This window comes from Pseudoclavibacter sp. AY1H1 (genome assembly GCF_002931055.1).
Classification (GTDB): Bacteria; Actinomycetota; Actinomycetes; order Actinomycetales; family Microbacteriaceae; genus Pseudoclavibacter.
On sequence record NZ_PSXX01000007.1, the window covers coordinates 139,674 to 159,268 of the forward strand.

The following is a 19,595-nucleotide window of genomic DNA, read 5'->3' on the forward strand; positions in this document are numbered from 1 at the left end:
GGGATGCGGCTACTTGGCGAGTGCCACGGTCTCGACCGACTTGGCCAGGTACAGCGACTCTCCGTGCGAGATGGGGCCGGTCACCTGGCTCGTGATCTCCGGGTACAGCTCAGAGTTCGTGATGATGACGGGCGTCGTGACGTCGTAGCCCGCCTCCTTGACGGCGTCGACGTCGAACTCGATGAGCAGCTCGCCAGCCTTCACGGCCTGGCCGGACTCGACCTTCATCGTGAAGTGCTGGCCGTTCAGCTTCACCGTGTCGACACCGATGTGGATGAGCACCTCGGCACCGTCCGCGTGGCGCAGGCCCACCGCGTGGCCCGTCGGGAAGGCGGCTGCCACGACACCGTCGAACGGTGCGTAGACGGCGCCGGAGCTGGGGATGACCGCCGCGCCCTTGCCGAGCACACCGCCGGCGAAGACGGGGTCGGAGACCTCGGACAGCGCAACCGCGGTGCCGTCGAGGGGGCTGAGGATCTCGAGGTCGTTGCTTGCGGCCTTGGCCGGAGCTTCCTCTTCCACCGGGTCCTTGAAGCCGAGGATGACGGTGAGGAGGAACGACACCACGATCGCCGCGACCAGGCCGAGGCCGAGGAAGACCATGTTGCCGTTGCCGAAGAGCGCAGGCAGCGCCAGCCCGGAGGGAACGACGAAAGCGGTGGAGAAGACGCCGCCCATGGCGATGATCGCCCCGCCGAGTGCGCCGCCGATGACGCCGAAGATGAAGGGGCGCTTGAGGGGCAGGTTGATGCCGTAGATCGCGGGCTCGGTGATGCCGGCGAGGAAGCCGGACAGCGTGGCGGGTGCGGCGAGCGACTTGAGCTTCTTGTCGCGGGTGCGGACCCACACGCCGGCGACGGCCGCGGACTGCGCGAGGACTGCAGCGAACACCGGGCCGATCAGCAGGATCTGACCTGTTGCCTGGAACTCGAGCGTGAACAGCGGCACGAAGCCCCAGTGGAGTCCGAAGATGACGAAGACCTGCCACAGACCACCCATGATCGCGCCGCCGAGCCACGGGACGTTCGCGAAGATCCAGCCGATGCCCTCGCCGAGCCATCCGCTCAGGAGCGCGGAGATCGGGCCGACGACGACGAACACGAGGGGCACCGCGATCAGAACCACGATCATGGGCGTCAGGAAGCGGCGGACCGAGGAGTGCAGCTTCGCGTAGAGGAACTTCTCCGCGTAGCTCTGCAGCCACACGATGAGGATGATCGGGATGACGCTGGAGACGTAGCTGACCATCGTGAACGGGATGCCGAAGAACGTCAGCCCCTCGGCTCCGACCAGCGGAGTGATCGTCGGATAGACCAGCGCGCCGGCGATCGCGAACGAGGTCCACTCGGAGGCCTTGAAGTAGCGTGCCGCCGTGATCGCGAGCGCCATCGGCAGGAAGTTGATGAACGCGTCGGAGAGCGCGTTGAGGACGAGGTACGTCGACGTGTCGGTGGCGATCCAGCCGAAGGTCGCCGCGGCGGACAGGAATGCCTTCAGCAGACCGGTGCCGGCGAGCGCCCACAGCAGTGGGGTGAACAGCGCCGCGATCATCGAGATGAAGCGGTTGAACAGGTTCTTCTTCGGCTCGTCGGGATCGACCGTCGCCGTCTGCGTGCCCGCGACGAGGTTCGAGATCTTGCCGAGCTCGGCGTACACCTCAGGGACCTCATTGCCGATGACGACCTGGTACTGGCCGCCGGCCTCGGCCGTCGTGATGACGCCCGGGATGGCCTTGACCGCGGCCTTGTCGATCTTCGCGTCATCCGTGATCGCGAAGCGCAGCCGGGTCATGCAGTGCACGACCGACTTGACGTTCTCTTCGCCGCCGACGCCCTTGAGCACATCCGCTGCAACTCTTGAGTGATCCATGGGACCGCTCTCCTTCTCCCGCCATCGGCGGCAATTCGGTCTGGAGCCCCTGGGCCGAACCGGCAGATTTTGGGCAACAAAAAAACCTGAACTCGAACACCGCCATTTCGGCGATATGAGTTCAGGTTTTGCCCGCTTGACCGGTAACAATCCAAGGATTCCGCAGGACTTCATTGCCCTGCGGCAGTCACTCTAGCATCGGCTCCACGTCTGTGCCATAGGCAATGTGCTGCGCGAGCCGTTCGATGTGGACCGTCACGTACAGCAGCTCCTCGTCGGTCAGCTCGACCCCCGTCGCCTCCCGCACGTACCCCTTCACCTGCTCGGCGATCGCGAACGAGCGCGGGTAGGTGCGCTTCGTGAAGTCAAAGAACGACGAGTCCGTGGAGCGGAGCATGCTGCGCGACACGAGCCGCTGCAGGAGGAACTGGATGTGCAGCACGAAGCGCGCGTAGTCGTGGCTGTCGACGTCGAGGTCGACGCCGAGGCCGGCTTCGACGGTCACGACCACGTGCTGGACGCGGCGGAAGAGCAGGGCGGAAGTGCCGTCGGGCTCGTCGCGCGTCGAGTTCAGCACGTGCATCGTCAGGAACACGGCCTCCTCCGGCGGGAGCTCCCGGTCGAGGGCCGAGGAGATGACCTTCGCCATGTGCTTCGACGCCGCGAACTCCTGCGGGTGCAGCACGCGCAGCTCCGGCATCGACGTCGCCGGAATGCGGATGCCCCGATCGAGCCGCTCGAGCACGTACTGGATGTGGTCGATGACCGCGAGGGGAAGCCGCTTGCCGAGGTCGCGTCCCAGCATCCGCTCGGCCTCGTCGACCGCGCTCATGACCGCCTCGACCACGGGGTACGGCACGGCGCTCAGCAGCTGCAGGGCCTGGTCGCCCTCGCTGCCCGTCGCGAGCACGAACGTCTTCTCCACCCTCGAGGGGTCGATGAGGTCACCCGGCTTCAACTGGAAGCCGAGACCGCGCCCCATCAGCACACGCTCCTGCCCGGCCCCATCGATCTGGATCACAACGTTGTTGTTGATGACCTTCGAGATGCCAGGAGTCGGGGAGCTTTCTGCCTTCGAGGAGCTCCTCCTGCGGGATTCGCCCATGATGGGCATTGTATTGCGCCAGGCTCGACGGCAAGCGCGAGGAGCGAGCCGGCTGGGCGGTGCACGCAGGTGGATGCACGCACGTGCACGCGAATGCACGAAACCCCGGCTCCGAGCTGGGCTCGTACCGGGGCTTCATCTTGGTGTTCTCTGCAGAGCGGAGACGAGGGGATTTGAACCCCTGGTCCCCTCAAAGGGGACTCCACCTTAGCAGGGTGGTGCACTCGGCCGGACTATGCGACGTCTCCAAGACTCACCTATCGTAGCGGGTCGCGGCGCAACTTCCGAACTGAGCGCGCGATTTCGCACGACCAACCCCACGGATGGGGCAGTTTCACCCCGTCCTCGGCCGCAACACGGGGTGAAAGCGCCCCATTCGGGCAGCGGAGGGGGCGGGCGGGGCGGGGCGCTGGCTAGCCGAAGAGGGTCGTCGGGTTCGAGCAGGACTCCTGGTCGGCGGCCTGGCCCGCGAAGGTGGGCGCGGGGGTCGCGACGGGGGCGTTCGGGTCGACGGGCGCATCCGTCGCCGCGTCCTCGCCGGTCGTGCCATCGCCGGTGGTCCCATCGTCGGCGACCGCGCCCTCATCGCCCGGCGCACCGGCGACGGACAGCGGCTGGTCTGCCGCCAGCAGGTCCCACATGGCCGTCGCATCCGGCTCCAGCGGAATGACCCGCGAACCGTCGTAGTCGCCCGTCGGCAGCTGCACGAACGAGATCTTCGACAGGTCGACCTTGTTGAGCGCCGAAGCCATGCCCATGAGGGTCGGCACGTCCGCGAGCGACTTCGTCATCTTCATGTTCTGCGTCGCCGCGACCCCGAGCCCGTACAGCTTGGTCGGGTTCGCGAGCGTGCCAGCGCTCTTCACCTCGCGGATGAGGGACGAGAGGAACACCTGCTGGTTCGCGATGCGCTGCAGGTCGCTGCCACCCACGCCGTGGCGGGTGCGGAGGAACTTCAGCGCATCCTCGCCCTGCAGCGAGTAGTTGCCCGGCTGCAGGTAGAGGCCGACGTAGTCGTCGCTGATCTCGTTCGCCACGCACACGTCGACGCCGCCGACGGCGTTCGACATCTCGATGACGCCGAGGAATTGCACCATCGCGGCGTACGGGATGTCGAGGCCGCTCATCGCCTCGACGGTCTCGACGACGCAGCCCATGCCGCCCTCGCCGAGGATGCTGTTCATGGGGACCTCGTAGCGCTCCTCCATCTGCACCCCCTCGTCGTTGGTGCACGCCGGCTGGTCGACCATCGTGTCGCGAGGGATGCTGACGACGGAGGCGTGCGTGCGGTCCGCCGAGACGTGCAGCAGCATGTTGACGTCGTTGAGCACCCCGGAGGCCGCCTCGTCGCCTTCCCCGTACTCGGCGCCCTGACCCGTACGGTCGTCGCTGCCGACGAGGAGGATGTTGAAGCCGCCCTCGATCTCGTCGAACGCGACGGGCGGCTCATCCCCGCCCGGGTCCGGCAGCAGCTGCAGGTTGCCGCCGAGGTTCGCCGCTGCGATCCCGCCGATCGCGAGCACGCTCACGAGCGCCGCGGAGAGCGCGACGAGCAGCCCCTTGCCGAGCGAGCGAGCGGCGGAGGTGACGGGCAGGCGGCCATGCTGGGCGACCCCACCCCGCGCATCCGGGTGCAGGATGCCATCGTCACCGGCACGGTCGAAGCGCTGGGCGCTGCTTCCCCGTCGTCGAGAAGTCGTCACAGGTGCGGGCCTCCCCCGGAGCGTACGTCGAGTTCGTCAGCATAGAGCGCGCGAACATGGATCTCCTGACCCCGCGCAGGATGCCAGCAGACGCGGGTGGTCAGGAAGCGTCGATGATCAGAACAGCGACGTGCTCGCGTTGGAGCATGACTCCTCGTCGGCCCGCTGGCCCGCGAGCGTGGGCTGCGGCACGGCGCTCGTCGGCGGCGTCTCGACCGGCAGCCCCGTGGCGGGGTCGACGGGGATGCCCGTCGCCGGGTCGATGGGGAAACCGGTCGTCGGGTCGATCTCCCAGCCCGTGGCCGGGTCGATGGAGACCGTGGCGCTCGGGTCAGCCGGCGTCTCGGTGGGCTCTGGCGCGCCCGCGACCTCCAGCGACTGGTCGGTGCGCAGCAGCTCCCACATCGCGGAGGCGTCCGGCTCGAGTGGCTGCACGCGCGCCGAGTCGTACGCCGCGGTCGGCAGCTGCACGAAGGTGATCTTGTCGAGGGGCACCTGCGAGAGCGCCATCGCCATGCTGACGAGCGTGTTCGGGTCGGTCAGCGAGCTCGACATGGTCATGTTCTGCGTCGCCGCGACGCCCAGGCCGTACAGCTTGACGGGGTTCGTGAGCGTTCCAGCGCTCTTCACCTCGCGGATGAGCGCTGACAGGAACACCTGCTGGTTCGCGATGCGGGTCAGGTCGCTGCCGTCGCCCACGCCGTGGCGGGTGCGGAGGAACTTCAGCGCATCCTCACCCTGGAGCGTGTAGTCGCCCGGCTGCAGGTACAGGCCGACATAGTCGTCGCTGATCTCGTTCGCGACGCACACGTCGACGCCGCCGACGGCGTTCGACATCTCGATGACGCCGCGGAACTTCACCATCGCCGCGTAGGGGATCTCGATACCGCTCATCGCCTCGACCGTCGACACGACGCAGTTCATGCCGCCCTCGCCGAGGATGCTGTTCATGGGGACCTCGGAGGCCTCTTCCATTGCAACGCCCTGGTCGTTGGTGCAGGCCGGCTGGTTCACGATCGTGTCGCGCGGGATGCTGACGACGGACGCACTCGAGCGGTCCTCCGCGATGTGCAGCAGCATGTTCACGTCGTTGAGCACGCCGTCCGCATCGGCTTCTCCCTCGCCGAACTCCGCGCCCTGACCGGTTCGGTCGTCACTGCCGACGAGCAGCACGTTGATGCCGCCCTCGATCTCGGCGAAGCTCGCCGGCTCCTCCGAGCCGGACGGGTCGGCGATGTCGAAGGTCGTGACCTTCGACTGCAGGTTGATCCAGGCGAGCGCACCGACGAACATGACGCTGACGAGTGCGACGCAGAGGGCGATCGTCCCGGTCTTGACGACCGAGTTCGTGGGCGTCGTCACGTGCTGCTTGCCGTGGCGCGCAGAGGTCACCTTCGGGGTCTCCTCCTGCACGCCCTTGCCCGGAACGTAGCCGCGCCGAGCGCGGGATGGTCCGGGATGCGTCACAGGCGGTGTTCCTCACGTCAGGGGATTGGTGGCGGAGGGCGTGGGATTCGAACCCACGAGACATTGCTGCCCACTGGTTTTCAAGACCAGCTCCATCGGCCGCTCGGACAGCCCTCCAGAAGTGCTCAGACAACGATTCAGTATCGTTTTCGAGCTCTTCGCGTGTCCATGGTAACCGAAAGTGAAATATCTGGTTACCCGGACGTTCGACGCAGACTCACGGACGCTGCCGCGAGTACTGACGCGCCGGCTTCCCTGACAGAGCCAGCAAGGACAGGATATCCAGAGCGGTGAACGCGAGGGTAGTGCTGAACCTGATTTCCTCATCTCCTGCCCACCAGCCGCCGAACTGCAGGGCGATCGACCCGGCCGCGTAGAGCAGCAGCGTGATGCGCGCCCAGTTCACGCCACGCAGCACGAGGATGCCGAGCAGCAGCGTCGAGGAGACGACGATCCCGCCCACGACCATGCTGGCGATCCAGGCCGGCTCCGCGAGGGCCGTCGCGTCCGTCCCGGAGAGCTCGGCATCCGTCAGCACCTCGCGCATGCCGTCCGGCCCGATGAGCGCCAGCACGCCGAAGAAGAGCAGAGCGAGCAGCGCGCGACCGAAGACGACGATCGCGCCGAACGTGATGGTGATGGGGCGCCCATGCCGGCGCACCTCCTCGGCGACCGAGCTCTCGACGGGGCTCGAGGTGCTCATGGCCTCGAAGGCGGCACGCTTCTTCGTCGAGCGCGCCGATGGCACCGAGCGCGCCGGGAGAGTCGAGTCGCGGGGAGCGGATTCGAGGCGATCTGCGGGAGCACCGCTGGCCGAGGGCAGCAGCACGGGCTCGGGGACGGTCAGCGGCGCATCGGAGGTGCTTGGCAGCTGCAGCACCGGCAGGTTGCCGTCGGTGCGGATCGAGTCGCCGCCGCCGTTGCGCGAGTGGTAGCCCGTCGAGAAGTCCTTGAGCACCGCGACGGACGCCCGAGGCGTGCCCTCGAGCACTGTGGCGACGATGTGGTCGCGCTCGATATCGGTGTCGGCGTCGATCTTGTGCGTCACCTGCAGCGTGAAGAGCGAGAAGCCGACAGCACGGTCGAAGGTGCCGGCCGCGAGCCAGTCAACCCGGGTGCCGCCGGGCAGCAGCCAGCCGTCCGGGCACTTCCAGAAGCGCACGTGATGCCGCTTCGCCGGGTTGCCTGCGACCTCCTGCTGGTACGCGAAGTCCTGCTGCCGACCGAAGAGGAACAGCGGGCTGACCGGCGCCTCGTGATAGCTGCGACGGGTGACCGTCGAAGAGATGATGCCGAGGCTCGTGCGCAGCGAGATGTCGTCGGCTCGCGTCCAGCCGGCGGCGCGCATCGCATCATGCAGCTCGGCCTCGTGTCCGAGCAGCCCCAGGTTGATGGGGTCGCCGAGCAGGCCGTCGCTGGTCCGCGCCCTGCCGATGAAGTAGTCGGGCACGTACACGGTCGTCAGGATGCGGTGGATGCGCGGCAGGACGAGGTACGCGAGCAGGCCCCAGAAGGCGAGCAGCAGGAGGATCCCCCACCAGCCGACCTGGAACGAGTCATCGGCGACGAGCACCGCGAGCCAGATCGCTGCCAGTCCTGCGAAGACGAAGAAGAAGCCGTCGAGCGCTTGGCCGATGGCGGCGAGCGGGCGCCTCCGCGGCACGTCGACGGTCATGCCGTCGCCTAGCTGAGCCTGCTCAGTGCCACGCCGAGTCCGTCGTGCGCGAAGTCCGGCGCCAGCACCGTGCCAGCGTCGATGACCTCCTGCGGGGCGTCGCCCATGGCGATGGCCGTGCCGCCGTTGGACGCCCACTGCAGCATCTCGATGTCGTTGCGCCCGTCGCCGGCGACCACGACCCGGTCCATCGGGATGCCGAGCTCGCGGCGCACCCGCTCGAGCGCTGTCCCCTTGTTGACGCCCTCCGGCGCGATGTCGAGCCACGCGGTCCAGCCGACGGAGTAGCTGACCTCGTGCAGACCGAGACGCTCGATGACCGCCGTGAACTCCTCGATCGAATGGTCAGGGGAGATGACGACAAGTCGCGTCGCCTCGGCGTTGAGGAGCCCCTCGAAGGGAACCTCCTCGCCGCGCGCCTCGAAGCTCCCGTCGGGGAAGTGCCCGCTGTACTTGAACACACCCTGCGGGTCCTCGACCGCGAACATCGCGTTCTCCAGCGCTCCCCGCAGGCTGACGAGCACTTCGGTGGGGTCGAACGTCTCGATCCAGCGAGTCGCGTACCCGCCCTGCGCGACCGCGTCGCGCTCGAGCGTCATGGCGCCGTTCGCGGACACGTGGAACTGCGAGTCGAGGCCGAGCCGCTCGGCGATGGGTCGCGTGTCCGCCCAGCTGCGGCCGGTGGCGAGCATGACCTCGTGGCCCGCGGCCTGCAGCCGCCGAACCTGCTCGAACGTCGCGTCCGGGATCGCACCGTCGATGCCGAGGATCGTGCCGTCGATGTCGAGCGCGACGAGCATCCGCCCGCCCGCAGCGCCCTGCTCTGGCAGGTTCACCGCGCTCACTTGACGGGCTCCATGACCTCGAGGCCGCCGAGGTAGGGACGCAGCGGCTCGGGGATGACCACCGACCCGTCGGCGCGCTGGTGCGTCTCGAGCAGCGCCACGAGCCAGCGCGTCGTCGCGAGCGTGCCGTTGAGGGTCGCAGCCGGCGCGGTCTTGCCGGACTCGGTGCGATACCTCGTCGACAGGCGACGGGCCTGGTAGGTCGTGCAGTTCGAGGTCGAGGTGAGCTCGCGGTACGCATCCTGCGTCGGAACCCACGCCTCGACGTCGAACTTGCGAGCCGCCGAGGAGCCGAGGTCGCCGGCGGCGGTGTCGATGACGCGGTAGCTCAGGCCGAGCGACTGCAGCACCTCCTCCTGCCAGCCGAGGAGCCGCTCGTGCTCCGCCTCCGCGTCCTCCGGCTTCGCGTAGACGAACATCTCGAGCTTGTTGAACTGGTGCACGCGGATGATGCCGCGCGTGTCCTTGCCGTGCGAACCGGCCTCGCGGCGGTAGCAGGTCGACCAGCCGGCGTAGCGCATCGGCGCTGCCTCGATGTCGATGATCTCGTCGGAGTGGTAGCCCGCGAGCGCCACCTCGCTGGTGCCCGTCAAGTAGAGGTCGTCGTCCTGCAGGTGGTACACCTCGTCGGCGTGCTCGCCGAGGAAGCCAGTGCCGCGCATGATCTCCGGCTTCACGAGCGTCGGCGTCGTGAGCATCACGAATCCGTTGCGGATCGCGACATCGAGCGCATACGTCATGAGGGCCAGCTCGAGGCGGGCACCGATGCCGCGCAGGAAGTAGAACCGAGCACCGGAGACCTTCGCCCCACGCTGCATGTCGATCGCCCCGAGCAGCTCCCCCAGCTCGAGATGATCGCGCGGCTCGAAGTCGAACGCCGGGCGCTCGCCCACCGTCTTGAGGACCTCGAAGTTCTCCTCGCCGCCAGCCGGCACGCCCTCGATGACGAGGTTCTGGATGCGCCCGATGGCCGCATCCGCAGCCGCGCTCGCCTCGTTCGCGGCCTGGCTTGCCGCCTTGACGCTCACCGCCAGGTCCTTCACCGAGGCGAGGATCGCCGGCTTCTCCTCCTTGCTGGCCTTCGCGACCAGCTTGGAGGCGGCGTTCTGCTCGGCGCGCAGCCGCTCGAACTCGGAGATCGCAGACCTGCGAGCAGCGTCAGCCTCGAGCGCCGCATCGACCGTCGAGGGGTCGTTGCCGCGCGAGATCTGAGAGCGCTTGAGGAGGTCGGGCTGGTCACGGAGAAGCTGGGCGTCGATCACGGTCCAAGCCTAGTCGTCGAGGGTGCCGCGAGCAGAGGAGCGCGTTCGCCGCAGACGCACACCGCCGCTGACTTAGGCTCACTGCATGCCGCATACCGCCCGACAGGGTTCAGACAAGCTCGCCGCCATCGTCGTCAACCCAGTGAAGGTCGATACAGAAGCCCTCCGCGCAGCCGCGGCCGAGAGCGCGGAACGGTACGGCTGGCCGGAGCCCCTGTGGTTCGAGACGACCGCGGACGACCCCGGAGCCGGGCAGACGAAGGAGGCCATCGAAGCCGGCGCGACGATGGTCATCGCCGCCGGGGGCGATGGAACCGTTCGACTCGTCGCCGAGACCCTGGCGGGCACGGACGTCGCACTCGGCGTGGTCCCGGGCGGAACCGGCAACCTCCTCGCGCGCAACATCGGCATCGAGGTCGCGGGAGGCGTGACCGACACGGTGTCCGAGATGGTGCAGAACGCATCCACTCTCCTACCCGGCGCGAAGCCCTCGACGCTCCCCATGACAACGCTCGCCCGAGCCGTCGAAGTCGCCTTCGGCGGTGTGGATGCGCGCATCGACGTCGGCTGGGCCGCCGTCGAACGCGAAGACAAGACCCGCGAGCGCATGGCGTTCACCGTCATGGGCGGCGTCGGCGTCGACGCCGGCATGATCGCGAATACCTCGGAGGACCTGAAGAAGAAGGTCGGCTGGGTCGCGTACCTCGGCGGCATCGCCCGCTCCGTCGCCAACGGACCGAACTTCCACCTGCGTCTCCGCGTCGACGGCAAGACGCATGCGCGGTCGCTCCGGGCGGCCACCGTCATGGTCGGCAACTGCGGGCTCATGCCGGGCGGGCTCCACCTGCTGCCCGACGCCGAGATCGACGATGGCAGGCTCGACCTCGCCATCATGCGCCCCAATGGCCTGATCGGCTGGCTGCAGATCTACGGCCGCCTCGTCGTGCAGTCCGGCATCATGCGGCGCACCGATGTCGGCAGGCGCATCCTCCTCGAGGGCCGAAAGCACGTGCGCGCCCTCACCTACGCGCAGGTCGAGGAGGTCACCTTCCGCCTCGACTCCGGCCCGGAGGAGTTCGAGGTCGACGGGGATGCGGCGGGGCAGATCACCGCTGCGCGCATCTGGATCGAGCCTGCCAGCCTCACGGTGCGCACCCCGAAGCCCATGCCCGAGAACGAGGGGCTCCGCACCCTCGCGCGTCGCCTCGGCATCACCGGACCTGAGAACAGCCCGAGCCGGCCGTCGCTCTAGGGACGACACGCCCGAACCCCGCATCGAGGGGCCCAGACCGCGCGTACCGCAGCTCACTTGTCTCACGGACCGCCGCGTTTCGCTTGACCCTGGTTCGTTCGGGGCAGAGAATGCTACTTATAACTCTGTAGACTCATGAGTAGCGGCATTCCATCATTTGGGGCATGGTCGGTGAACTCCAACGAAGCGTGGGCAAGAACATCCGTCGAATCCGCCTCTCGCGCGGTATCAGCCAGGAGGCGCTCGGCGACGTGGTGGGGCTGCACCGCACCTACATCGGATCCGTCGAGCGCGGCGAGCGCAACATCACGCTGCAGACCCTCGAGGGCATGGCGGAACTCCTCGGCGTGCCGCCGATGGACCTCCTTGCCGACGCAGGCGACACCGGGCCGACGGCACCGCCGGTCGCCTAGCTCCGCGCCTCAGCATCCGGGTCTGCTCGACGCCAATCCGCTGACTCGCGAACACCTGGAGCGACCGATGAAGCACCCCACCGGCACCACCCCTTGCCCCACCTGGTGCGTCTCGCTGCACCTCGACGGCGAGACGCTGCACTACGGCGAGAGTCTTGCCATCGAGCTCCTGCAGCGACCGACCTCCGCGGAGCTTCGCTTCCGACCCGAGGTCCCAGCCACCCCGACGACGCTCGAGCTGGTCACGCACCGGGAGGCGGGAGAATCGGAGACCTGGGTGGCGGTCCTGCGCGACGGGGCAGCCGTCCTCGACCTCACCGCAGCCAGCGCCGCACGCCTCGGCAGCACCCTGCAGGCGCTCGCCGAGGACACCAGCGCCTAGCGCGTGTCTGACACTCCCTCGTTCGAGTCGACGCCGCCGTCGCTCCCCGCGGCGTCCGCGTCATCCGCGTCCTCGGCGTGCCCACGCCGACGCATCCAGACGACGAAGGCGATGAGCAGCACGATGATGAGCGTCGAGAGCACCGCGATCGTGACGATGGCCGCCTGGGGAACAGACTGCACGGTCGCCGTCTGAGCTGTCCCGATCTCGATGGCGTGCGCCGTCGCGGGCTCCCAGGGGACGAGCACGGCGGCGAAGGCTGCTGCGACGAGCAGGCACGCGGTGCGCAGCAGACGCCTCAGGCGCTGATTGGTGGGCGACATGGCTGTCTCTCCTCCAGACACGAGAATGCACGCGACCCCAGGCCGGGGCGGGCACCCAAGTCTCTCAGAGGCGACCGCTCGGGACCTGGACCTCGCGACGCGGACCCGGGCGCCCGGTCGGGCGCGAAACGTCGGTGGTCGCCTCTACGGTGTCCGGACAGACCGAGTACGCCACACGCGACGACTCTCCCGGCTGTGCCGGACCGGGAGCGCCATCGTCGCACGCAAGCAGGGAGACCCCGCGCATGACCACGACATCCGGCACGCAGCGATGCCCAGAATGGTGCGTCGCACTGCACCTCGACACCGACGAGACCCTGCACTACAGCCTCAGCCGCGAGGTGTCGGTCGTGTCGCGAAGGCCCGACCACGAATCCCCCGGCGGGCGACAGCACGCCTTCGCGGTCGACCCGCTTGTGCTCGTGCAGCATCAGGAGGCACACGAGCGCGTCTCGTGGCTCGCACTCCTCCTCCACGGCGGGCCCGTCCTCGACATCACCGTCGACAGCGCCCGACGCCTCGCGGCGAGCCTGCTCGAGAGCTGCGGTCCCGATCCCGGCTCGCGCTAGCCGCGCAGAGAGTTCAGCCAGTCGACCGCTTCCCCGAAGTGCTCGTCGCCCCACTTGGGGTCGACGACGACCGGCTTCCGGTCGGCACGCGGATACGAGCCGAGGAAGATGACGTGCGGACTGAACCGGCGAAGCCCGAGCAGCGCATCCGCCACCCTCGCATCGTCGATGTGGCCGTCGAGGTCGAGCACGAAGCGATAGGAGCCGATGCGGTCGGGCAGCGGACGCGAGGTGATCATCGACAGGTTCACACCGCGAGTCGCGAACTGCTCCAGCATGACCATGAGCGATCCCGGGAACTCCTCGGGCAGCTCCACGATGAGGCTCGTCTTGTCGGCGCCCGTCCTGGCGGGCAGCTCGCGGCTCAGGCTGACGAGCGCGAAGCGCGTGCGCGCCATCTTGTTGTCCTGGATGTCCTCGGAGAGCACCGAGACGTCGAAGCGGCCCTCGACCCCCCGCGGCGCGATCGCGGCGTCGATGTCACCCCGCTCATCGAAGAGCGCATTGACGCTGGCGATGTTCGAGTTCGCGGCGACGTGCTCGTGGCCCGGGACGTGGGCGTGCAGCCACCTCCGGCACTGCCCGTACGCCACCGGATGCGCGGAGACGGTGCGGACATCCTCGAGACGGGTTCCGGGGCGCACCACGAGGCTGAAGGAGATGGAGACCTCGTACTCCCCCGCGATCCGGAGCCCCGGAATCGTGGCGAGCGCATCCTGCGACGCCGTGACCCCACCCTCGATGCTGTTCTCGATCGCGATCATCGCCGCGACGCTGCGCCCCGTCGTCACGTCGGCGAGCGCTTCGCCGACGTTGCTCACCGGCCGCCAGATCTGCCCCCGGGCCGCCTCGACCTGGCCGAGCGCCGCCTCCGTGAAGGTGCCCGCCGGCCCGAGGTAGGAGTACGTCTCTCGCTCATCTGGCACGGCACTGGCTTCGGTCATGGAGATCAGCCTATGCCGATGCTCGACTTCCTCCCCACGAGACACCTCGCGGTGCCAGACTGTGGACATGCACGATCGCGCTGGCAGCCTCGCCCTTGAATCTGACCTCATCGATCTCGACGCACTCATCGCTGCGTACGCCGAGAAGATCCCCGACCCCGCCGTCTCGACGCAACGCGTCGCGTTCGGCACGAGCGGCCACCGCGGCTCGAGCCTCACCTCGTCCTTCAACGAGACCCACATCCTCGCCATCACGCAGGCCATCGTCGAGTACCGCGAGGCGCAGGGCATCACGGGTCCGCTCTTCATCGGCCGCGACACGCACGGGCTCAGCGAGCCGGCCGAGCGCAGCGCCCTCGAGGTGCTCGTCGGCAACGGCGTCACCGTGCTCGCCGACCTCGACGACGAATGGGTGCCGACCCCGGCGCTGTCCCACGCGATCATCCGCTACAACGCGGACCCGGCCAACACCGAGCAGGCCGACGGCATCGTAGTCACCCCGAGCCACAACCCTCCCCAGGACGGCGGCTTCAAGTACAACCCCCCGCACGGCGGGCCGGCTGACAGCGACGCGACGGGCTGGATCGCGAATCGAGCGAACGAGCTCATCGAAGCGGGCCTCGACGGTGTGAAGCGCGGCACTCCGGACACGAGCAACGTGGGCCGCCACGACTTCAAGGGCGACTACGTGCGCGACCTGAAGAACATCATCGACGTCGACGCCATCAAGCGCGAGGGCGTGCGCATCGGCGCAGACCCCCTGGGCGGCGCGAGCGTGCGCTACTGGCAGGCCATCGCAGACGAGTACGACCTCGATCTCACCGTCGTGAACCCGGACGTGGATGCGCGCTGGCCGTTCATGACACTCGACTGGGACGGCAAGATCCGCATGGACCCGTCGTCGCAGTCCGCGATGGCCTCCGTGCTCGCGCGCCGCCACGACTACGACATCCTGACCGGGAACGATGCAGACGCGGACCGCCACGGCATCGTCACCCCGGACGCTGGCCTCATGAACCCCAACCACTACCTGGCCGTGGCCATCGACTACCTGTGCGCGCACCGCCCCGAATGGTCGGTGACGGCAGGCATCGGCAAGACGCTCGTGTCGAGCACCATGATCGACTTCGTGGCCGCCTCGCTCGGCCGCACACTCGTCGAGGTGCCCGTCGGCTTCAAGTGGTTCGTGCCCGGCCTCATCGACGGCTCGATCGTGTTCGGCGGCGAGGAGTCCGCAGGGGCCTCGTTCCTCCGCAAGGACGGCACCGTCTGGACCACCGACAAGGACGGCATCCTGCTCGCCCTCCTGGCGGCCGAGATCATCGCCGTCACCGGAAAGACCCCGTCGCAGCGCTACGAGGAGCTCGTCGCGGAGTTCGGCCGCCCCGCCTACGAGCGAGTCGACGCCCCGGCAACGCCGGCGCAGAAGTCCGTGCTCGGCAAGCTCGACGGCGACGCCATCTCCGCGGTCGAGGTCGCCGGCGACCCCATCACGGCGCGCCTCAGCCACGCCCCAGGCAACGGTGCGGCGATCGGCGGGGTGAAGGTCACGACCGCCAACGCGTGGTTCGCTGCCCGCCCATCCGGCACCGAGGACGTGTACAAGATCTACGCCGAATCGTTCAAGGGGCCAGAGCACCTGAAGCTCGTGCAGGCGGAGGCCAAGGCGATCGTCGACGCGGCGCTGGGCTCCTAGCAGCGCGTCCTCGCACGAAGAACGCTGCCTGCGTCTCGCACCTCCGGTCAAGCTCGGGAGGTGCGGACGCAGGCAGCGTTCTTCGTCGTGCCGTGCGGGCCGCTACTGCCCTGCCGCTGGGGTCGGGTTCGTCGCGCTCAGGCGTCCGGCCTGACCGACTCCCGCCGAGTACTCGACGCTGACGATGTCACCAGATGCGTTGAAGCAGGTCACGCCGGTCTCGAACGTGATCTCGCACACGAACTCGCCGAGCGCCACGGGTGAGTCGTAGGGCTGTACGACGGCGCCCTCGGTCGGGATGTCGTCCGTGAGGCACGGGAACGTGTAGCCGTTCGAGTCGAGACCGACCACGACGCCCGTCGCTCCCGCCTCGCAGGCCTGTTCCGGGACCTCGAAGCCAACCGTGTACTGCTGGCAGGTGACACCCGTCTCCGGGGTGATCTGGCAGCGGATGTTGCCGGTCTCGCTCGTGAACGTGACCGGGGCGAAGTTGGGGTCGGCAACGGCGGCGGGGACGGCGGGCGTCGTCGGATCCTCGGTCGCTGGCTGTTCCTGCGCAGTCTCGCTCGCTGTCGGCTCGTCGCGGTTCGCGCCGACGACATTGCCGATCATGATGGCGGACAGGATGAGCAGGATCGAGCCGACCACCGAGAGCGCGATGACGCCGAGACGGCGACGGTTGCGGTTGTCGAGGCCGCGGACGGCCGCTCCCATGCGACCGCCGCCACCGCCGTTGCCGCCGCCGAGGGCCGCCCCGACCCGATCGAACGGGTTGCGGTCGGAGGGCTTGAGGTCTGGCCCGTCGCCGACCGGTCCGGCGGAGGTGGGTGCAGGAGACCTGGGCGGGGCTCCCGCCGGTGCGGCAGACGCCGTGGCGGCCTGAGCGGGCCGGCGAGCCGCGCGCGCTCCGGCGGATGCGGGCGCCGACGGCTGCTCGCTTGCGTCGTCTTCGTCGAACCAGCTCGAGAGGAGTTCCCTGGCCGGGTCCTCTTCGCGCTGGCCATCGTCGGACCGCGGCGGCCGCGTCGTGCCTCGCTCGGAGGGCAGTGATGGAGCAGCCCCAGCAACTGCGGCTCCGGCGGCGGTTGCAGCTGCGGTGCCAGCGGCTGCCTGCCGATCGCGGTCGTCAGCAGGGGCGTGGTCGAACTCCTGGCTCGCACCCTGTCGCGGCAGCGCGCGAGTCCGCGGTTCGGCGTCTGGCGCGTGCTCGGCCACGGGTGGCTGTGGGGCCTGGGGCGCCTGCGGGGCGGATGGCGCTGGCGGGATCTGCGCAGCTGGCGTGGCTGGCGCGCCGAAGAGATCGGCCGCATCCTGCCGCTCGGACTCTCGTGCGCCTCCGAAGCTCTCCCGGGTTCGCGAGGGCAGCGGCACGATGCCGGTCTGCTCGAAGTCGCGGGAGACGATGGGGCGATCCGAGTCGTCCAGGACGCTGCCGTCGCTGCGCTCTCCGGCGAGGAGCTCATCGAAGGCGCTGCTCTCCGCGGGTGCTGCGCGCGGCGGCTCGCCCGGCACGACTGCAGGCCCGCTCGGGAAGACAGGGGCTGCGGATGCGCCCCGCAGGGGGTCGCCGGTCGCCGGCATCGGCGGCGAAGACGGGACCACCCTCGGCGCGGGAGCAGCTGGCGGGTCGGCGCGGAAGGACGGGATCCTGGGGCTGCTCGCGGGAGCCTGCGGCTCGGCCGTCGTGGCCTCGCGCGGCCCCTCGTTCGCGGGTGCTGCCGGCGTGGAGTCCTCGGCCTGCGCCGGTGGGCGGCCGAACTGCGGCGCCGCGCTTGTCGGCACTGCGGCAGGGGGTGCTGCGGGCTCGACTGGCGCAGCGGGGACTGCGGGTGCTGCGGGTGCCGCGGGTTCGGCGGGTGCCGAGGCCACGGGAGCCGGGTCGCCAGTGCCCTCGAGGCCGGAGAACCAGCTCGGGACCTGGCCTCGGGCCTCGTCGTCGCTACCAGACGATCCGGTCGGACCGGCGGCGCGCGTCGGCGTGCTCATGGGAAGCACATCGAACTCAGTGGTCGGCGGCTCGAAGGCGAACGCGTCGCGAACCGGACCCGTAGCGCCCGGCGCCGCTGGAGCATCCGCCTCGGCAGGCGTCGATGCGGGCGTCGGCTCCTCGACGGGGGGCTCGACCGCTGTGGGAACGGCCGGCTTCCTCGGGACCGCGGGGGTCGGGGGAGAGAAGGGCTCCGCTGCGACCGGGTTCGGGGCGACGATGTCGCGCTCACCCGTGGCACGCAGGTCGGGGTTGAACCGGCGGCGCGAGCGGAGGTACGACTGCGGTTCCGGGGCAGCCGACTCGGCGTCGTCAGCCTCGTCGTCGTCAGCCTCCGGTGCGCTCGGCGACGCGGCCTTCGGCCGGTACCGTGCGAAGAAGTCGTCGCCGTCGCTCGACGGTGGAGCCGCCTGCTGCGCTTCCTCGCGAGCACGACCCACCACCTCGGAGGGCGGAGTGGGCGCGGAGGCGTTCCAGCGGAACCCGCCAGCACCGATATCCGCGGGACGGCGAGGCGCCGCGTTGCTGCCTTCGCCCTCAGTGGCGCGAGGACGCGCGACCGTCAGCTTGGTACCGCACTCGGCACAGAATCTCTGTCCGACCTGCGCTTCGGCACCACACGTGGGGCACGTTGCCATCTCGACCTCCTGGTCTTGGAGTGCTTCTGCTTTCAAAGCTCTGGCAGAACTCTACCGAGCATCGTCTTCTCAGTAGCCCGGTGCCGCGGGAGCGGCAAGGAATTCCTCGTACGTCGTCGCGCCGGCCGCCTGCATCGCGGCCGATGTCTCGGCGCCCACGTAGCGGTAGTGCCAGGGCTCGAACTCGTATCCGGTAGTCGCGGTGGCTCCGTCGGGGAAGCGCAGGATGAACCCGAACCGGTGCGCGTTGGCAGCGAGCCACTGCCCACCGGCGGTCGTCGAGAAGCACTGCTCGAGGACGCAGCCCTCTCCCTGTGAGGAGATGTCTGCGGCGAGCCCCGTCTGGTGCTCGCTGTAGCCGGGCCGGGCCGAGGTGAGGTCGGCGGCTTCCTGCCCCAACTCGGCGACGTAGCCGGTGTACAGCTCCGTCTGGAGCCCGTAGTCGCGGTACCCGCTGGTCATGTCGAGGGTGAGGCCGGCTTCGGCGCTGGCCGCCGCGAACATGGTCTGCACTGCGGTTGCCGCTTCCGAGCGGAGCGAGTGGCCGTTGGCGGAGGGGACGCCGATGTCGGACATCGCCACGAGATCGCCCGGCGCATAGTCGGCCGGGGAGAGCGGGGTCTGCTTGTTGACGAGCACCGTGATGCTGTTGGGGTCCGTGATGTTCAGGGCCGCCGCAGGGGGCTGCGTCTCCGTCGGGGTGGGGTCTGCCGTCGGGGTGGACTCCGGCGTCGGTGTCGAGGTCGCCGAGGCAGATGGGGTCGCGGGCGGCGTCGTGGATGCGATCGTCGGCACGTTCGCATCCCCGTTCGATGCCGCGGTGACCGCCCAATAGACGAAGCCGCCGCCGAGCAGGACGACCACGGCCAGCGCCGCCGCTGCGATCTTCCTGTTGCGGCGAACCCGCGCGGAGACTCCCCGCTTGGTGCGCTCCGTCCGCTCAGCGCGCTCAGCACGACGCCCCTGATCGTCGGGTGCTTGGCCCTGCTGCTCCTCAGTCACCGGTCAACCCTCGCACAGCCTTGCGCACGCGCCCCAGGGGCTGGCCGAGTGGCGCGGATACGAGGGACGGCCTCGCCGCGAGCGGCGCACGGGACTGGCACAGCCGACATCGAGGTGGCTGTTCGCGGCACGGCGTACCCTCTGGCCATGTCAAACACCGTCCAGCACCAGCAGGATCGCTCGCGCTTCGCCCTCAACGACGGCGACGGCAACGAACTCGGCTACCTGAGCTACGTCACGACGGCCGATGCGATCGTCATCGACCACACCGTCGTCGACCCCGCCTACCAGGGGCAGGGTCTCGCCGCCGTCCTGACGGATGCGGCGCTCACGGCCCTCGGCGAGCAGTCGGCCCTCACGATCGTGCCGCAGTGCCCGTACGTCGCCTCGTTCATCCGCAAGAACCCCGAGTTCCAGGCCCTCACCACTCGCTGACCTCGGCGGGGCGGGGGCAGGGCGGAGG

The 19,595-nt window shown here is 69.1% G+C and carries 17 protein-coding genes and 2 tRNA genes; 6 read left to right on the forward strand and 13 right to left on the reverse strand.

The features are described from left to right. Positions 1 to 9 precede the first annotated feature (9 nt). The 9 genes from C5E05_RS12380 to serS form a co-directional block, all read right to left on the reverse strand. Complete coding sequence (locus tag C5E05_RS12380; RefSeq protein WP_104342090.1) at positions 10 to 1,869, reverse strand: beta-glucoside-specific PTS transporter subunit IIABC; 1,860 nt, start codon at positions 1,867 to 1,869, stop codon at positions 10 to 12. Positions 1,870 to 2,056: 187 nt separating this feature from the next. Then, the gene (locus C5E05_RS12385; protein WP_104342118.1) at positions 2,057 to 2,974 is read right to left on the reverse strand and encodes a PRD domain-containing protein; all 918 of its coding nucleotides are present in this window, start codon (positions 2,972 to 2,974) and stop codon (positions 2,057 to 2,059) included. A 158-nt stretch (positions 2,975 to 3,132) separates the two neighbouring features. Beyond that, positions 3,133 to 3,222: transfer RNA gene (locus C5E05_RS12390), tRNA-Ser, on the reverse strand. Positions 3,223 to 3,387: 165 nt separating this feature from the next. After that, entirely contained in the window at positions 3,388 to 4,677 is a 1,290-nt protein-coding gene (locus tag C5E05_RS12395; RefSeq protein WP_104342091.1) for an LCP family protein, read from the reverse strand. 117 nt (positions 4,678 to 4,794) lie between these two features. Continuing rightward, positions 4,795 to 6,144, reverse strand: coding sequence for an LCP family protein (locus tag C5E05_RS12400; RefSeq protein WP_104307687.1), 1,350 nt, complete (start codon positions 6,142 to 6,144; stop codon positions 4,795 to 4,797). A 29-nt stretch (positions 6,145 to 6,173) separates the two neighbouring features. Beyond that, a tRNA-Ser gene (locus C5E05_RS12405) sits at positions 6,174 to 6,261 on the reverse strand. Positions 6,262 to 6,361: 100 nt separating this feature from the next. Continuing rightward, a complete protein-coding gene (locus C5E05_RS12410) occupies positions 6,362 to 7,819 on the reverse strand; it encodes an LssY C-terminal domain-containing protein (protein WP_104342092.1) in 1,458 nt (485 codons plus the stop codon). 8 nt (positions 7,820 to 7,827) lie between these two features. Next, positions 7,828 to 8,664 carry an HAD family hydrolase gene (locus C5E05_RS12415; RefSeq protein ID WP_194686498.1) on the reverse strand — a complete coding sequence of 279 codons (837 nt, stop codon included), beginning with the start codon at positions 8,662 to 8,664 and terminating at the stop codon, positions 7,828 to 7,830. Then, entirely contained in the window at positions 8,661 to 9,926 is a 1,266-nt protein-coding gene (gene serS, locus C5E05_RS12420) for a serine--tRNA ligase (RefSeq protein WP_104307686.1), read from the reverse strand. Before serS ends, C5E05_RS12415 begins: the two co-directional genes overlap by 4 nt. 85 nt (positions 9,927 to 10,011) lie before the next feature. Here serS and C5E05_RS12425 point away from each other — a divergent pair, with 85 nt between their 5' ends. The 3 genes from C5E05_RS12425 to C5E05_RS12435 all read left to right on the forward strand — a co-directional run bounded on the left by C5E05_RS12425 (position 10,012) and on the right by C5E05_RS12435 (position 11,973). Continuing rightward, positions 10,012 to 11,178 (forward strand): diacylglycerol kinase family protein, encoded by a 1,167-nt coding sequence (locus C5E05_RS12425; protein ID WP_104244317.1) that lies wholly within the window; start codon positions 10,012 to 10,014, stop codon positions 11,176 to 11,178. Between the two features lie 164 nt (positions 11,179 to 11,342). Next, positions 11,343 to 11,591 carry a helix-turn-helix domain-containing protein gene (locus tag C5E05_RS12430; protein WP_104244315.1) on the forward strand — a complete coding sequence of 83 codons (249 nt, stop codon included), beginning with the start codon at positions 11,343 to 11,345 and terminating at the stop codon, positions 11,589 to 11,591. A 67-nt stretch (positions 11,592 to 11,658) separates the two neighbouring features. Further along, positions 11,659 to 11,973 carry a DUF6907 domain-containing protein gene (locus C5E05_RS12435; protein ID WP_104307685.1) on the forward strand — a complete coding sequence of 105 codons (315 nt, stop codon included), beginning with the start codon at positions 11,659 to 11,661 and terminating at the stop codon, positions 11,971 to 11,973. Here C5E05_RS12435 and C5E05_RS12440 read toward each other — a convergent pair. Beyond that, positions 11,970 to 12,296: a hypothetical protein gene (locus tag C5E05_RS12440; RefSeq protein ID WP_104342093.1), complete on the reverse strand. Its 327-nt coding sequence runs from the start codon at positions 12,294 to 12,296 to the stop codon at positions 11,970 to 11,972. The two genes, C5E05_RS12435 and C5E05_RS12440, sit on opposite strands and share 4 nt — an antisense overlap. A 245-nt stretch (positions 12,297 to 12,541) precedes the next feature. On the opposite strand from C5E05_RS12440, the gene C5E05_RS12445 reads away from it, so the two are divergent. Beyond that, entirely contained in the window at positions 12,542 to 12,865 is a 324-nt protein-coding gene (locus C5E05_RS12445; protein ID WP_104300585.1) for a DUF6907 domain-containing protein, read from the forward strand. Here the strand turns inward: C5E05_RS12445 and pheA are convergent. Continuing rightward, positions 12,862 to 13,809, reverse strand: a complete 948-nt coding sequence (gene pheA, locus C5E05_RS12450; protein WP_104300583.1) for a prephenate dehydratase — start codon at positions 13,807 to 13,809, stop codon at positions 12,862 to 12,864. The two genes, C5E05_RS12445 and pheA, sit on opposite strands and share 4 nt — an antisense overlap. Before the next feature lie 67 nt (positions 13,810 to 13,876). On the opposite strand from pheA, the gene pgm reads away from it, so the two are divergent. Continuing rightward, the gene (pgm, locus tag C5E05_RS12455) at positions 13,877 to 15,505 is read left to right on the forward strand and encodes a phosphoglucomutase (alpha-D-glucose-1,6-bisphosphate-dependent) (protein ID WP_104244331.1); all 1,629 of its coding nucleotides are present in this window, start codon (positions 13,877 to 13,879) and stop codon (positions 15,503 to 15,505) included. 102 nt (positions 15,506 to 15,607) lie between these two features. Here the strand turns inward: pgm and C5E05_RS12460 are convergent, their stop codons facing one another. After that, positions 15,608 to 18,130 (reverse strand): zinc ribbon domain-containing protein, encoded by a 2,523-nt coding sequence (locus C5E05_RS12460; RefSeq protein ID WP_146081111.1) that lies wholly within the window; start codon positions 18,128 to 18,130, stop codon positions 15,608 to 15,610. A 69-nt stretch (positions 18,131 to 18,199) separates the two neighbouring features. Next, entirely contained in the window at positions 18,200 to 19,132 is a 933-nt protein-coding gene (locus C5E05_RS12465) for a M15 family metallopeptidase (RefSeq protein WP_104300578.1), read from the reverse strand. A gap of 147 nt (positions 19,133 to 19,279) precedes the next feature. Here C5E05_RS12465 and C5E05_RS12470 point away from each other — a divergent pair, with 147 nt between their 5' ends. Further along, positions 19,280 to 19,567 carry a GNAT family N-acetyltransferase gene (locus tag C5E05_RS12470; RefSeq protein WP_104244301.1) on the forward strand — a complete coding sequence of 96 codons (288 nt, stop codon included), beginning with the start codon at positions 19,280 to 19,282 and terminating at the stop codon, positions 19,565 to 19,567. The last annotated feature ends 28 nt before the right edge of the window (positions 19,568 to 19,595 follow it).